Annotated in this window: 12 protein-coding genes; 9 read left to right on the top strand and 3 right to left on the bottom strand. The window is 70.9% G+C overall.

Going from position 1 to position 15,521, the window contains the following annotated elements:
• The first annotated feature begins 13 nt into the window (after positions 1-13).
• The gene (locus ACFZBB_RS18010; RefSeq protein ID WP_391123313.1) at positions 14-394 is read left to right on the top strand and encodes a hypothetical protein; all 381 of its coding nucleotides are present in this window, start codon (positions 14-16) and stop codon (positions 392-394) included.
• A 263-nt stretch (positions 395-657) separates the two neighbouring features.
• Here ACFZBB_RS18010 and ACFZBB_RS18005 read toward each other — a convergent pair whose 3' ends face one another.
• Genes ACFZBB_RS18005 through deoC form a run of 3 tightly spaced genes read right to left on the bottom strand, consistent with a single transcriptional unit; the run spans position 658 to position 3,984 of the window.
• Entirely contained in the window at positions 658-1,533 is an 876-nt protein-coding gene (locus ACFZBB_RS18005; protein WP_391123310.1) for an aldehyde dehydrogenase family protein, read from the bottom strand.
• A complete protein-coding gene (locus tag ACFZBB_RS18000) occupies positions 1,526-3,034 on the bottom strand; it encodes an aldehyde dehydrogenase family protein (RefSeq protein ID WP_391123307.1) in 1,509 nt (502 codons plus the stop codon). Before ACFZBB_RS18000 ends, ACFZBB_RS18005 begins: the two co-directional genes overlap by 8 nt.
• Before the next feature lie 5 nt (positions 3,035-3,039).
• Positions 3,040-3,984, bottom strand: coding sequence for a deoxyribose-phosphate aldolase (gene deoC, locus ACFZBB_RS17995; RefSeq protein WP_391123304.1), 945 nt, complete (start codon positions 3,982-3,984; stop codon positions 3,040-3,042).
• Between the two features lie 515 nt (positions 3,985-4,499).
• On the opposite strand from deoC, the gene ACFZBB_RS17990 reads away from it, so the two are divergent.
• From ACFZBB_RS17990 to ACFZBB_RS17955, 8 genes are all read left to right on the top strand, one after another.
• Entirely contained in the window at positions 4,500-5,195 is a 696-nt protein-coding gene (locus tag ACFZBB_RS17990; RefSeq protein WP_391123301.1) for a PH domain-containing protein, read from the top strand.
• A 269-nt stretch (positions 5,196-5,464) separates the two neighbouring features.
• Entirely contained in the window at positions 5,465-5,851 is a 387-nt protein-coding gene (locus tag ACFZBB_RS17985; RefSeq protein ID WP_391123298.1) for a hypothetical protein, read from the top strand.
• A gap of 225 nt (positions 5,852-6,076) precedes the next feature.
• The gene (gene pstC / locus ACFZBB_RS17980) at positions 6,077-7,105 is read left to right on the top strand and encodes a phosphate ABC transporter permease subunit PstC (RefSeq protein WP_391123940.1); all 1,029 of its coding nucleotides are present in this window, start codon (positions 6,077-6,079) and stop codon (positions 7,103-7,105) included.
• 130 nt (positions 7,106-7,235) lie between these two features.
• Positions 7,236-8,678, top strand: coding sequence for a phosphate ABC transporter permease PstA (gene pstA / locus ACFZBB_RS17975; RefSeq protein ID WP_391123296.1), 1,443 nt, complete (start codon positions 7,236-7,238; stop codon positions 8,676-8,678).
• Positions 8,675-10,438 carry a substrate-binding domain-containing protein gene (locus ACFZBB_RS17970; RefSeq protein ID WP_391123293.1) on the top strand — a complete coding sequence of 588 codons (1,764 nt, stop codon included), beginning with the start codon at positions 8,675-8,677 and terminating at the stop codon, positions 10,436-10,438. The genes pstA and ACFZBB_RS17970 overlap by 4 nt, the downstream gene beginning before the upstream one ends.
• Positions 10,425-12,878: a hypothetical protein gene (locus ACFZBB_RS17965; protein WP_391123290.1), complete on the top strand. Its 2,454-nt coding sequence runs from the start codon at positions 10,425-10,427 to the stop codon at positions 12,876-12,878. The genes ACFZBB_RS17970 and ACFZBB_RS17965 overlap by 14 nt, the downstream gene beginning before the upstream one ends.
• A gap of 218 nt (positions 12,879-13,096) precedes the next feature.
• Complete coding sequence (locus ACFZBB_RS17960) at positions 13,097-14,206, top strand: hypothetical protein (RefSeq protein WP_391123287.1); 1,110 nt, start codon at positions 13,097-13,099, stop codon at positions 14,204-14,206.
• Between the two features lie 121 nt (positions 14,207-14,327).
• Positions 14,328-15,449: a hypothetical protein gene (locus ACFZBB_RS17955; RefSeq protein WP_391123284.1), complete on the top strand. Its 1,122-nt coding sequence runs from the start codon at positions 14,328-14,330 to the stop codon at positions 15,447-15,449.
• The last annotated feature ends 72 nt before the right edge of the window (positions 15,450-15,521 follow it).

Genomic DNA, 15,521 nt, shown 5'->3' with positions numbered 1-15,521 from the left:
CAGGAACCGGTCCATGCCCTCGCTCCGTACCGCCCTCGCCCTGACCCTCACCGCCGCCGCGGCCGCCGTCGTCGTACCGGCCGGTGTCGCCGCCGCCGATCCCCTCGCGGCGGCCCAGAGCGCCACCGACGCCCTCCCGACGTCCGACGTCACCTCCGCGCTCCCCACCCAGTACGTCACCGGCGCCCTCGGCGCGGGCGTCGCCCCCGTCCGCGACCTCATGATCGATCCGCTGAGCAACACCGGTGTCGACCCGCTCGACAACGCCGTCGGCTCCCAGGTCGCCGATTTTCACCCCGTCTCCACCTCGGCCGTGACCGCTCCGATCACCAACGGGGGCTCCCTCGGCACGCTTCCCCTGGTGGGACCTGTGACGGGGCTTCTTCCGCACTGAGGCGCTGCGCTTGCTCAGGGCCTTGCTCTCAGAGGCGCGGCCCCTGTGCGTCCGCCTTGCGCAGGGCGTGTTTTTAGGGGCGCGGGGAACTGCGCGGCCCGCCCCCACCGGCCGCTGGTCCGGAGACAACCGATCTGCCCCGCCGGGGCGGGTGGTGACGTGCACGCACGTCGTGGCTTGTCGCGCAGTTCCTCCCCCGACCTTCGGCCGGGGGTGCCCCCAGCGCCCCAGACGGGGCGCGGCCTCCCCGGCAGGGGGAACCGTCAGGCGCCGATGGGGTGCCAGACGGTTTTGGTCTCGAGCCACGCGGTGAGGCGGGAGAGGCCGGGGTCCGTACCCCAGTCCTCCGGCGCCGGACGGCGCACCCGCTTCAAGTTGTCGGCCGCGCCCCGCTCCAACTCGGCGGCGAGGTCCGCGTCGGCGCCGGTGAGGTCGAGGCCGTTGACGTCCTGGTGGGCGGCGAGGGGTGCGGCGATCTCGGAGGTGCGGCCGGAGAGGATGTTGACGACGCCGCCCGGCACGTCGGAGGTGGCGAGGACTTCGCCGAGGGAGAGCGCGGGCAGCGGCGAGCGCTCGGAGGCGACGACCACGGCGGTGTTGCCGGTGGCGATCACCGGGGCGAGGACCGAGACGAGGCCGAGGAAGGACGAGTCCTGGGGAGCCAGGACGGCGACCACACCGGTCGGCTCGGGCGTCGAGAGGTTGAAGTAAGGACCGGCCACCTGGTTGGCGCCCCCTACCACCTGGGCGATCTTGTCGGTCCAGCCCGCGTACCAGACCCAGCGGTCGACGGCGGCGTCGACGGCGGCCCCGGCCTTCGTCTTGGAGAGCCCCTCGGCCTCCGCGACCTCGCGGACGAACTGCTCGCGCCGCCCCTCCAGCATCTCCGCGACGCGGTACAGCACCTGACCACGGTTGTACGCGGTCGCGCCCGACCAGCCGGACACGGCCTTGCGGGCGGCGACCACCGCGTCCCGCGCGTCCTTGCGGGACGCCTGCGGCGCGTTGGCCAGCCAGGCGCCGCCCTTGGAGTCCGTCACCTCGTACACCCGACCGCTCTCACTGCGGGGGAACTTGCCCCCGACGTACAGCTTGTAGGTCTTGAACACGCTCAGCCGAGCGTCGCGGACGTCAGACATCGAGGTACCCCTCCAGGCCGTGCCGACCGCCCTCGCGGCCGTAACCGGACTCCTTGTAGCCGCCGAAGGGGGAGGCCGGATCGAACTTGTTGAACGTGTTCGCCCACACCACACCGGCCCGGAGCTTGTTCGCCATCGACAGGATGCGCGAGCCCTTCTCGGTCCAGATGCCCGCGGACAGGCCGTACGGGGTGTTGTTGGCCTTCTCGACCGCCTCGGCCGGGGTGCGGAAGGTCAGCACCGACAGGACCGGGCCGAAGATCTCCTCGCGGGCGATGCGGTGCGCCTGGGTGACGCCGGTGAACAGCGTCGGCGCGAACCAGTAACCGGCGTCGGGCAGTTCGCACGCCGGTGCCCAGCGCTCGGCGCCCTCCTCCTCACCGGCCTGCGCCAGCGCGGTGATCCGGGCCAACTGCTCGGCCGAGTTGATCGCGCCGATGTCGGTGTTCTTGTCCAGCGGGTCGCCGACCCGCAGCGTCGCCATCCGCCGCTTGAGCGCGTCGAGCACCTCGTCCTGCACCGACTCCTGGACCAGCAGCCGGGAGCCCGCGCAGCAGACATGGCCCTGGTTGAAGAAGATGCCGTTGACGATGCCCTCGACGGCCTGGTCGATCGGGGCGTCGTCGAAGACGATGTTCGCCGCCTTGCCGCCCAGTTCCAGCGTGACCTTCTTGTTCGTGCCCGCCACCGTACGGGCGATGGCCTTGCCGACCCCGGTGGAGCCGGTGAAGGCGACCTTGTCCACGCCCTCGTGCGCGACCAGGGCCGCGCCCGCGTCCCCGTACCCCGTCAGGATGTTGACGACACCGCGCGGGAGGCCCGCCTGGCGGCAGACGTCGGCGAAGAACAGTGCGGACAGCGGGGTGGTCTCGGCGGGCTTGAGCACCACCGTGTTGCCCGCGGCCAGCGCCGGGGCGATCTTCCAGGCCAGCATCAGCAGCGGGAAGTTCCACGGGATGACCTGGCCGGCCACGCCGAGCGGGCGCGGGTCGGGGCCGTAGCCCGCGTACGCCAGTTTGTCGGCCCAGCCCGCGTAGTAGAAGAAGTGCGCGGCGACCAGCGGGAGGTCCACGTCGCGGGTCTCGCGGATCGGCTTGCCGTTGTCCAGCGACTCCAGCACCGCCAGTTCGCGGGAGCGCTCCTGGATGATGCGGGCGATCCTGAAGAGGTACTTGCCGCGCTCGGCGCCCGGCAGCGCGGACCACTTCTCGAACGCCTTGCGGGCCGCCTTCACCGCGCGGTCCACGTCCGCCTCGCCCGCGCGCGCGACCTCGGCGAGGACTTCCTCGCTGGACGGCGAGACGGACTTGAAGACGGTGCCGTCGGCGGCGGCGGTGAACTCGCCGTCGATGAACAGGCCGTAGGAAGGCGCGATGTCGACGACGGACCGCGACTCGGGCGCGGGCGCGTACGCGAATTTCTGGCCGGGTCGCCGGCCGGGATTCTGGCCGGGTCGCACGCCGGGCTGGCCAGTGCTCTGGCCGGTGCTCTGGTCGGTCATGGTTTTCAGTCCACCGTCACGTAATCGGGACCGGAGTACCGGCCGGTGCTGAGCTTTTGACGCTGCATCAGCAGATCGTTGAGCAGGCTGGAGGCGCCGAAGCGGAACCAGTCGGGGGACAGCCAGTCGTCGCCGAGCGTCTCGTTGACCATCACCAGGTACTTCACGGCGTCCTTGGAGGTCCTGATGCCGCCCGCGGGCTTCACTCCGACCTGTACGCCGACGGCCGCGCGGAAGTCGCGGACCGCTTCCAGCATGAGCAGGGTGTTCGCGGGGGTCGCGTTGACCGCGACCTTGCCGGTCGAGGTCTTGATGAAGTCCGCGCCCGCCAGCATCGCCAGCCAGGAGCAGCGGCGGATGTTGTCGTACGTCGCCAGCTCGCCGTTCTCGAAGATCACCTTCAGGTGGGCGGCGCTCTCACCGTCGGGGCGGGCGCACGCCTCCTTGACGGCGCGGATCTCCTCGAAGACGTCCATGTAGCGGCCGGACAGGAACGCGCCGCGGTCGATCACCATGTCGATCTCGTCCGCGCCGGCCGCGACCGCGTCGGCGGTGTCGGCCAGCTTCACGCCGCGCGCGACCCGGCCGGCCGGGAAGGCCGTCGCCACCGAGGCGACATGCACGCCGGAGTCGCCCAGGGCCTCTTTGGCCGTCGCCACCATGTCCGGGTACACGCAGATCGCCGCGACCTTCGGGGTCGTGCGGTCGGTCGGGTCAGGACGCACGCCCTTCGCGCACAGCGCCCGGACCTTGCCGTGCGTGTCCGCGCCCTCCAGCGTCGTCAGGTCGATCATCGAGATCGCCAGGTCGATGGCGTACGCCTTCGCCGTCGTCTTGATCGACCGCGTGCCGAGCGACGCCGCCCGCCCTTCCAGGCCCACCGCGTCCACCCCCGGCAGTCCGTGCAGGAAGCGGCGCAGCGCGCTGTCCGAAGAGGTCACATCCGACATCGTCGCCGTACGGCGCGCGGCATCGGGATCATAGGCGGGGACTACCGGCGTAGGCGGCGGCGAAGACATGGTCACCACCTCAGCATATCTACGCGCGTAGCAACCCGCCACCCCCCTCCGGGTGAGGGTTCCCCCACCATCGACGGCCCCCGATCTCCCGGGGCTCGACCCTGAACGGTCCTTCCACCCTGGGCGGCGGGCCGATCTTTTCAGGGGCGCGGGACCGTGTTTGATCTGCGGCTGCCGCCGCGTGGGCGCTCCGCTCAGGTCACCACCGGTCGTGGCAGGGCAGCCTGGTTGTTTCCCGGCCACCGGCCGGTGGTGGGTTGCGCGCGCGGTTCCCCGCGCGCCTGGCGGGGCGCGCGTACGCCGCCGTATGGCGGGAAGTGCGCCGTCAGGGGGGGCGGGCACAGGGGGGTGCGGGCCTGGGGAGGGTGCGGGTTTGGGGGAAAGATGCGGGAACGCAATAGGGCTGGGGACGAGGGCGGCGGCTCGGTGGGGCAGAATCGGGGATTATGACGAGCCACCACAACCGCCCGGCCGCGCAGGCCGCCACGCCCGACCCGGCAGGCGGGACACCGCAGTACCCCGACAGGGTCTACCGCTCGGTGGCCGGATTGTGCGCCGGTGTGCTGCTGCTGGTGCTCGCGCTGTGGCTGGGCGGCGACGCCATGGTGCACGGCAAGGGACACGCGCCGTGGCTGGCGCTGGCCTCGCTGCTGCTGGCGATCCCGCTGATCGTGGCGTTCACCTTGCGGCCCGCCGTCTACGCGGGCGAGCAGCGGCTCAAGGTCCGCAACCCGTTCAGGACGATCTCGGTGGCGTGGGCCGGCGTCGAGTCGCTGCGCGCGTCGTTCTCGAACGAGCTGTTCGCGGGCGGCAAGAAGTACCAGATCTGGGCGATCCCGGTCTCGCTGCGCGCGCGCAAGCGCGCGACCAAGCAGCAGATGCGCGCCAAGGCGGCGGGCGACGACCCCTTCGGCGCGCCCGCGCGCCGCAAGCCGCGCCCCGGCCTCCCGGTCGACGACGACGGCGCCTTCCGTTCGCCCTCCGACCAGGCCATCCACGAGCTGCGCGAGCTCAAGGAGCGGCACGGCGCCGACGACGGCTCCGAGCCCCCGAAGCCCGAGGTCCGCTGGGCCTACGAGGTCATCGCCCCGGCCGTCGCCGGCTTCGTCGTCCTCGTCGTCCTCCTCGCCATCGGCGGCTGACCCTCCCCCTGAGTCCCCCCGAGGCTCCCTGAGCCCTGCGGAGGCCCTCCGAGGCCCCCGCGCCGCCCGGCGCGCCCTGCGAACGTCACCCCTAGCGACCGTCCGTGAACAAGGGGCAACTTCGCGGTGAAGGATGCCGTGGGCAACCTGTGAGACAACCCTCAATTATCTGAGGCCACATACATTGCCCGTGCCGCACGATCTACCGCGCGTGCGGCCTTCCTCGACGTGGGGCGACAAAGAGGTCATCAGGGGTGGGGTTGCGGCAGATGGCAGGAGAGATCGGTGGGGCCAGTGTGGTGGGGACACGGTGTCAGATCGACATCGACGAGAACGGGTGGCACTCGTGGCGACTGACGGCGAACAACGGTCGGGTGATCGCTCTCGGGGCGAACGCGTATCCGGACGACGCCGCGTGCAGGGCGTCCTTCGAGGGGCTGTGCGAGAGCGCGGAGGGACTGGCGGGCGGAGTACAGCACGCCGCCGAGTCCAATGGCTGGATCTGGCGGTTACGGGACGGTGAGGGTCGTGTGCAGGCCGTGTCGGCGCGGGCGTACGAGCGGCACTCGACGTGCCAGGCGGCGTACGACCGGTTCCGTCTGACACTGCTCGGGCTCGGCGCCGCCGAATCCGTGCCCTGGGACGACGCGAGCTGATCGAAGAACCTCAACGGCCACGTTCCGTGCCGCGCCGACGCGCGGCGGGACGTGGCCGCCGTGTTTCCCCGCCAGGCCGGCCCCCGCGCCCGCCCGCCCCCCGACCCGTACGGCTGTACGGCCCACGTGATTCCGTACGGAAACCGAAGTTGCCCCTACGGGTGCTGTCGTTCACATCGGCTTGCGAATGCGGCCATCGCGGACCATGAGCGTCAATGCGTGACGATGCGAACACTGGCGAGAACCGGCGAGCCGGACAAGGGTGACGGGCCCGGAGCCGACAGCGCCCGGCGGCTGCACGCCGACTCGGGGCTGCCCGACCGGGTGTTCAGGGGAGTGGCGCGCGGCGGCGGCAGCCTGGTGCTCGTCGTGATGCTGCTGGTCGGCGGATTCCTGCTGTACCGGGCGTGGCAGGCGCTGCGCGAGGTGGGCGTTCCGGCGTTCCTGACCACCGCCGAGTGGGACCCGGACGCCGGGCACTTCGGCATCGCGGCGGTCATCATCGGCACGGTGCTGATCGCGGCGGTCGCCATCGTCATCGCGGTGCCGATGGCGATCGGCACGGCGCTGTACATCTCGGAGTACGCCCCCGCCAGGCTGCGCCGCACGCTGGTCAGCACCGTGGACCTGATGGCCGCCGTGCCGTCGGTGGTCTACGGCCTGTGGGGGCTGTTCTTCCTCCAGGGCAAGGTGATCGGCCTGGCCCGCTGGCTGTCGACGTACTTCGGCTGGATCCCGCTCTTCCACGTGGACGGCGCCGACCCGCACGACCCGCTCGCCACCGCGACCGTCTACACCGCTTCCACCTTCGTCGCCGGAATCGTCGTGGCCATGATGGTCACCCCGATCATCTGCTCGATCATCCGCGAGGTGTTCTCGCAGGCCCCGGTGGGGGAGCGGGAGGGCGCGTACGCGCTGGGCGCGACCCGCTGGGGCATGATCCGCTCGGTCGTCCTGCCGTACGGCAAGGGCGGCATGATCGGCGGCACCATGCTCGGCCTGGGCCGCGCGCTCGGCGAGACCATCGGCGTCTACCTGGTCATCTCGCCGATCTTCGTCATCCAGCCGCACATCCTCCAGAGCGGCACCAGCTCCGTCTCGTCGCTGATCGCGCTGCGGTACGGCGAGGCCAGCCCGCTGGGCATGTCCGCGCTGATGGCCGCGGGTCTGGCCCTCTTCCTCATGACCCTGGTGGTCAACTTCGCCGCTTCGTCGATCGTCGCCCGCAGCCGGTCCGGCGCCACCGCCGAGTAGCCGCCGAGCAGCCGAGCCGCCCAGTAGCCGAGCCGCCGCCCCACCGTCAGCCCGCAGCCGTCAGCCCGAATCCGTCAGCCGCACGCACGCCGTAGGCCGAGCGATCGGCGGAACCAGGAGACCCCCTCGTATGACCACGGACGCACCGGACTCCGACACCACCGCGCCGGAATCCGCCGGGACCGCCACTACCGGGACCGCCACCACCGGGACCGCCACCACCGGAGCCGGGACCGGTACGGCCGGGCCGGACAGCGTAGAGCCGGAAGCCGTCGATCCCACGGTGCCCGCCACGGCCCCGGCGACCCCGACCCCGGCGCCTCAGATCACGAAGGCCCCCGGCACCGTCATCCCCGGCCCGGCCCCCGCGGCAGCGGAACGCCGGCGTTCCACCTCCACCGTCCGCCAGACCGACCTGCTCGGACTGCTCGGCTCGGCAGCCGCCTCCCTCTCCCTCACCTGGCTGTTCTTCGCCAGGATCGCCCCCTTCAGCGGGGCCCTCGGCTTCGTCGTCTTCTGGTACGCGCTGTTCATCGCGCTGTACGCGCTGCTGGTCTCCTTCGACGAGGACGGCCCGGTGGTGCGCGACAAGATCGCCTCCGCCGTGGTCCACAGCATCGCGGTGCTGCTGCTGGTCGCGCTGCTGTTCGTCGTCGTCTACACGCTGTGGTCCGGCCGCAGGGCGATACCGCACCTGAACTTCTTCACCCAGGACATGTCGGTCACCGGGCCGCTCGACCCGCTGAGCGCGGGCGGCATCAAGCACGCGGTGGTCGGCACGCTGATCGAGATCGGCATCGCCCTGGTCCTCACCGTCCCGGCGGGGCTGCTGTGCGCGGTGTTCCTCAACGAAGTGCCCGGACGCTACGCGCGTTTCGTCCGTACGGTCGTCGAGGCGATGACCGCGCTGCCGTCGATCGTGGCCGGTCTGTTCATCTACGCCACCGTGATCCTCGCGCTGAACGTCCCCAAGTCGGGCTTCGCGGCGTCGCTGGCCATCTCCGTGATGATGCTGCCGATCATCATCCGCGCCTCCGACGTGGTGATCCGGCTGGTGCCCGGCACCCTGCGCGAGGCGTCGTACGCGCTGGGGTCGCCGCGCTGGCGGACCGTATGGCATGTGGTGCTGCCCACCGCCCGGTCGGGGCTGACCACCGCCGTCATCCTCGGCACCGCCCGCGGCATCGGCGAGACCTCTCCCGTCCTGCTGACGGCGGGCTTCGGCGCGAGCACCAACTACGACCCCTCGCAGAACCCGATGGTGTCGCTGCCGCTCGCGACCTTCGAGTTCGTGAAGTCCCCCCAACCCACCATGATCGCGCGCGGGTTCGGTGCGGCGTCGGTGCTGCTGGTGCTCGTCCTGGTGCTCTTCGCGCTCGCCCGGGTCCTCGGCGGGCGCGACGCGGGCCAGTTGAGCAGGCGCGGCACCCACCGCCGGGTCGTCGCCTCCCGCCGGGACACGCGCCGCTTCACCGAGCGCGCCGCGGCGCGCGACGGCTACTCGTCGGCGTCGGCCGCCCCGGCCTTCCGCACGACAACAATCCAACCTGCACAGGGAGTTGACGGATCGTGAAGAGGATCGGCTGGACGGGCCTCAGGGCGGCAAAGGCGGCGAGGGCGGCAGCGGCGACGATGGCCGCACTGCTGATCTCGCTGCTGTTCCTCGGTCAGGCACCGCCGGCCAAGGCCGACTCGTACGCGAGGATCAGCGGCGCCGGCTCGACCTGGAGCCAGAACGCCGTCGACCAGTGGCGGGCGAGCGTCAAGAAGTACGGGATGACCGTCGACTACACGGGCAGCGGCTCGTCCGACGGCCGCCAGCAGTTCACCAACGGCACCGTCGACTTCGCCGTGTCCGAAATCCCTTACGGCATGACCGAGTTCGGGGTGCGCGAACCTCCGCCCAAGCGCGGCTACGCGTACATGCCGATCGTCGCGGGCGGCACGGCCTTCATGTACAACCTGAAGATCGGCGGCAAGCGGGTCACCAATCTGCGGCTGAGCGGAAGCACGGTCGCCAAGATCTTCACCGGACAGATCACCAACTGGTCCGACCGGCAGATCGCCGCCGACAACCCCGGCCTCACCCTCCCGGCCCGCAAGATCATCCCGGTGGTGCGCTCCGACGGCTCGGGCACCACCGCCCAGTTCACGCTGTGGATGTCCAAGCAGCAGGGCGCGGTGTGGAACGACTACTGCAAGCGCGCCAACAAGCCGACCCCGTGCGGCCTGACGTCGTACTACCCGGTGATCCCCGGCTCCGGCTTCATCGCCCAGTCCGGCTCGCTGGGCGTGTCCGGCTACACCCGGCAGAACTACGCCGAGGGCGCCATCACCTACGTCGAGTACTCCTACGCGGTGACCACCGGCTTCCCGGTCGCCAAGGTGCTCAACGCCAAGGGCTACTACACCGAGCCCACCGCCTCCAACGTCGCCGTGGCGCTGACCCAGGCGCAGATCAACCAGGACGAGAACTCCTCGCAGTATCTGACGCAGATCCTCGACAAGGTCTACGCGTACCAGGACGCGCGGACGTATCCGCTGTCCAGCTACAGCTACATGATCCTGCCGACCTCGCTGGACTCGCCGCTGACCGAGGACAAGGGCAGAACGCTCGGCGCGTTCGGCTACTACTTCCTGTGCCAAGGCCAGTCGCAGGCCCAGCCGTTGGGCTTCTCGCCGCTGCCGAAGAACCTCGTGCAGGCCGGATTCGACCAGCTCAAACGCGTCCCCGGTGTGCAGGCCCAGACCATCAATCTCGCGGGCTGCCACAATCCGACCTTCTCCAGCGACGGCACCAACACCCTGGCCAAGAACGCGCCGTTCCCCAAGGCGTGCGACCGGCAGGGCACGCAGCAGTGCTCCGACGGCACGGGCGGCGCGTCCAAGCAGCCCACCTCGGTCAAGCCGCAGGCCAACGCCGCCTCCGGCGGCGGTTCCAACGGCGGCAACTCCGGTGGGAGCAAGGGCGGTTCCGGCGGCACGGGCGGCGGCTCGTCCGGCACCACGGCGGGCGCGAGCGGCGGTACGGGCACCACGTCCGGCGGCACCACGGCCGGTACGGGCGGCGCCGCCACCGGCGGTACGACCGCCACGGGCGGCACCGGCCAGAGCGTCGACCCCGACACCGGACTGCCCGCGGGCGACTCCGGCGGCACCGGCGGCAACCAGGACATCGTCGCCTCCAGCGTCGGCGTCGGCAACGAGACCTTCTGGGGCATGCGGACCTGGCTCATGGGGCTCTCCGCCCTGGCGCTGCTGCTGGTCGTCCTCGCCCCGCCCACCCTCGCCAGGCGGCTGACCAGGAACGGGAGGCGTGATGGCCGCGCGTAACCACCCCGGAACCGCCCGAGGCCGCGTCCTGTCGGTCCGCCTCGGCGCGCTCCTCACCTCGATGCTCGCCGCCGTCGGCCTGACCCTGCTGCCGCCGTCGGCGGGCGGCGGACAGGCCCACGCGGACACCGGCACGGACACCGGCTCCGCCGTCACCAAGCCCGGCACCAAGGGTCCCTACGACGACTTCTCCCACCTGAAGGTGACGGTCGAGCAGACGAGGGATCTGCGGACGCAGGGACTGAAGGTCTCATGGGCGGGCGGGGTGAAGAGCTCGCCCAACAACGCGGGCAACTACCTCCAGCTCATGCAGTGCTGGGGTGACGCGGCGACCGGCCCCACCCCGGAACAGTGCGAGTACGGGAACCCGCCGCCGAACACGGGCGTGCTCAACGTCGGGCGGAGCGTGGGCAATCTGGACCCGCTGGAGCCGACACAGCACACCGTGCCCTTCACCACGGTGAAGGGCGCCAGCTCGACCGACGTCAACCAGTTCTTCACGCAGTACGCGACCAACGAGCAGGACCTCGCCACGACCGGCGTCGACGGCAGCGGCCAGACGATCTTCCAGGCGGAGGACGCGGACACCTCGCCGATCCTGGGGTGCGGCACGGTGGCGAGGACCGGTCAGGCGCCCGAGCCGTGCTGGCTCGTGGTCGTGCCCCGCGGCACCCACGAACCCGACGGCTCCGAAGCGCCGCCGCCCAACGGACTGATCAGCTCCCCGCTGTCCGCGGGGAACTGGGCCCAACGCATCGTGTTCCGCCTCGACTTCGCCCCGACCGACTCGCCCTGCCCGATCGGCCAGGACGAACAGCCCACGATCGGCTCCGAGATGATCTTCGAGGCGATGAGCTCCTGGGCGCCGACCCTGTGCACCTCGCAGAAGGTCACCTACGGATACGTTCCGCAGCTCGAGGACTTCTCCCGTACGCAGGTCACCAGCCCCGGCACAGGCTCGGCCGGACTCGCCTTCATCGAGAACCCGGTGCTGCCCCAGCCGGACGTGGCACCGGTCGTCCACGCACCCGTGGCGGTCTCCGGACTCGTCATCGGCTACAGCGTCCAGGTGGCCGGATCGTCCCAACAGGTGCCCCGGATACGGCTGAACGCGCGGCTCGTGGCGAAGATGCTCACCGAGTCCTACCAGTGCGACCTGCCGGGCAACGACTTCCCGCGCGGCAGACTTCCCGCGAAGAACCCGTTCGGTATCGAGCGCGACCCCGAATTCGCGCGGCTCAACTCCGGTGTGCCCTACCCCGTGGGCAGTTCCTGCGGATTCGGTATCGGGGTTCCGCAGGGCGCGAGCGATTCGGCAGGACAGCTGTGGAAATGGCTGCTCTCCGACCCCGACGCGCGCAGCTTCCTTTCCGGAAAACCCGATCCGTGGGGTACGGTCATCAATCCGTATTTCCTGGAGCTGGCACCGGTCAGCACCCCGCCGTCCGGCTTCGACAAGCCGGACCCGACGGTGTGGGCGCCCGACAGCCGCTTCCCCGACATCCGGCTGACGGCCGTCGGCGTGAACCCGTACGGCAGCGGTCTGAGCGACGACGCCAGGACGGTCCGCAAGGCCAACAACGGCGGCATCACCGGCTTCAACCCCACGTCCACGCCCCCGGCGCTGACGAAGGCCGAGACGCAGCCCGCGGGCTCGAACTTCATCATGGGCCTGACGGACGCGGCCAGCGCCGCCCGCTACCGGCTCGGCACCGCCGAACTCCTCAACGCCGACGGCCAGTTCGTCGCCCCGACGGTCGACTCGATGACCAGGGCGGTGAACGGGATGAAGGCGGGCAAGGCCCCGGGCGTCCTGGACGCGGACCCCTCCCTGAAGACGCCGGGCGCCTACCCGCTCACCACCGTCACCTACGCCGCCGCCTCCACCTCGCTGGACGCCGCCGACCGCAAGACCTACGCCGCGCTGATCCGGTACGCGGCGGGCTCCGGCCAGCAACAGGGCATCGGCTTCGGCCTGTTGCCGCTCGGCTACGCACCCCTGACCGCCACCCTGCGCGAACAGGCCCTCACGGCCGCGTCCGCGCTGCTCGCCGGTATGCCCCCGGCCACGGGACCGGGTGACACGTCCTCAAGCGGCGGTTCCGGCTCCGGCTCCGGCGGTACGGGAACGGCCGGCGGTGGTACGGGCGGCGGCGCCGACCACGGGGCGACCGGCGGGGGATCGGGTCCGGGCGGCGCACCGCCGGCGTCCCCGTCGCAGTCGGCCCCCGCCGCCGGTACCACCAAGGGCTCCACCGGCGGACCCGCCGCCTCGCCCCCCGTCAGCAACGTCGCGCAGACCGGCGGCACCACCCCCCAGGCGATTCTCGGCGCCATCCGCTGGGTGCTGCTGATCGTCCTCATCGCGGGCATCGCGGGCTCCCTGGCCGGACCCCTGCTGATGCGCGCGGGCGTCGTCCGCGGCAGGAAACCGGTGTGACGGGTACTTGGGCGCCCCTTGGAAGGAAAATAAAAGAGAATTTGGAATACCCGTTGTTCACTTTTGCGGGGCGGTAATTTTGGTTGCCACTTCTTGAAGAGATCGGCAGGATCATTCATGGCCGGACCGACAGGTCAGGTCTTTTGGGGGGAATTATCAATTCTCCTTGCGTGTCACACGTCTCGAAATTCCATCCGCATCAACTCGGAGGAAATACAGTGAACGTGAAATTCGCCAAGCGGGCGGCGATCGTGGTCGGTACAGCGACCCTCGGTGTCACCATCGTGGCCGGTACGGCTCAGGCCGACCCGGCGGCCGGTGTCCACCGCACGCTCGTCGCGGTCGGCTCCGACACCACGCAGGACGTGCTCAACGGCCTGGGCAACAAGATCGCCGACCCGAACCCGACCGGTTCCTCGGACGGCAACCTGATCGCGTCCTACGACGCCACCGGTTCCTCCACGATCTCGACGCGGGACACCACCTGTGCGTCGGTCACCCGCCCCGACGGCTCGGGCGCCGGTGTCAACGCGCTGCGCGCCGACATCGCGGCCGGCAGCCACTGCATCGACTTCGCCCGGTCCTCCTCCACCCCCAACGCCACGGGCCAGTTCACCTTCATCCCGTTCGCCGTGGACGCGGTGACGGCGGCGACGGCGACCACCACCAACCTGCCCGCCAACTTCACGTACCTGGCCGGCGGTTCGTCCCTGACGAACGCCCAGAAGGCCACCTCCGACCTGACCCGGGTCTACAACTGCCTGGACACGGCGGGCAACCCGCTGCCGGCCGGCACGTACCCGACCATCGGCGGCGTCACCGTCCACCCGCTGGTGCCGCAGGCCGGTTCCGGCACCCGCAAGTTCTGGGCCTCGACGCTGGGCTTCAACGCCACCACCCTGCCGTCCTGCGTCAAGGACACCGCCGCGAACGGCGCCGCCGTCCAGGAGCACAACGGCAGCGCCCTCCAGGGCCCGAACGACCTCATGCCGTTCTCGATCGCCCAGCACATCGCGCAGGGCCGCTCCCTGCCGGGCGTGACCGACCGTCGCAACGGCGCGGTGCTCAAGACCGTCAACTCCACCGCGCCGCTGAACGCGAGCGGGAACCTCAACACCGCGTTCCCGGTCACGCGTGAGGTCTACAACGTCATCCCGGACAGCCGGGTGACCGGCGAGACGCTCATCAAGAACACCTTCGTCGGCAGCGCCTCCAAGGTGTGCACCGCCAAGTACGACTCCACCACCACGGTGATCAACAAGTACGGCTTCGGCACCGACGCCAACTGCGGCAACGCGACCACCCTGGTCAGCCGCGACCTCGTCTGACCCGTCACAGCGGCGGACCACCGTCCGCCGGGCCGGGTGTCCCTCGGGGGCGCCCGGCCGCTCCCGGCACCGCGACGCGGTGCCACGTACACACCGGACTCCTTCAGGGGGAGAGAAGACTATGACGAGACGAAGACTGCGCGGCGTTCTGGTCGGCGCGCTCGCACTGGCCATGGGCACGGGCGCGCTGCTCGCGGGGGCGGGCACCGCCGGCGCCACCACCGGTACCCCGACGGCGACGTCGGGCACGGTCACCCTCACCGCCCGCGGCACCGGCATCGACGACGACTCGCCGTTCGCGCGGGTGTCGGTCGGCAAGGCGTGCCCGGCGAACTACCAGGACGCCCTCACGGTGTCGCTCGTGGTGCCGGACGGCCGGGAGTCGCTCCTCGCCTCCCACCTGACCAGCGGCGCCCCGTACACCAAGGCCCCGGTCACGGCGCAGGTCCCGGAGACGTCGGGCAACGGCACCATCGTGCGGTCGATCGCCACCGCCTTCGACGTCGCCAGTGTCCCGGTGGCGGACGGCACCTACCCGATCCACGTGACCTGCGCGAACGCCGACCGGGCGAACTTCCCCGAGCACCCGACGTTCACCGGCTTCATCGACGTGACCGGTGACACCTGGCAGGTCTCCGGCCACGCCGCCCCGGTCGCCACCAGCGTCAGGCTCAGCGCCGACCCGGCCAACCACGTCCAGGTCGGCAAGCCCTTCACGCTCACCGCGAAGGTCGCGGGCGGCGTGCCCGGAGCCGTCCAGTTCGAGGCGGACAACGGCGTCACCGTGTACGACACCCCGGTACCGGTCGTGAACGGCGTGGCCGCCTTCCAGCCGCCGGCCAACACCGCGCCGAACGTCCGCAGTTACATCGCGGTCTTCATCCCCGCCGACCAACTCGCCTACGCGCAGGACTACTCGGTCCTCAGCTACTCGTTCGTCAACGCGCCGTCCGTCACGGTGACCGACGCGGACGGCAACGCCCTCGGGGACAGCCCGCAGTTGACCCCCGGACAGCACATCAAGGTCTCCGCGCAGGGCTTCCTGCCGCAGAGCCAGGAGCAGGTGCTGCCGTTCGTGTCCAACGCCCTCGCGCTCTTCGCCCCGGTGGCGACCGACGCGCGGGGCTCGGTCACCGGCTACGACCTGACGGTGCCGAAGCTGATCGCCCGCGGCTCCCACACCCTGACCCTCACCGGTCTGTGCAGCTTCGTCCAGGTCTCCTTCACCTTCACCACGAAGTGACCGCGAAACAGCGCTGACCAGCACAGACGTACCACCGGCCGGGCATCGTCCAGATGCCCGGCCGCCCCCGTG

The sequence above is a fragment of the Streptomyces sp. NPDC008139 genome, from assembly GCF_042957025.1.
In the GTDB taxonomy this organism is placed as follows: Bacteria; Actinomycetota; Actinomycetes; order Streptomycetales; family Streptomycetaceae; genus Actinacidiphila.
Note: the sequence above shows the minus strand (reverse complement) of the source record. Positions and strands in the feature narration are given on the sequence as shown.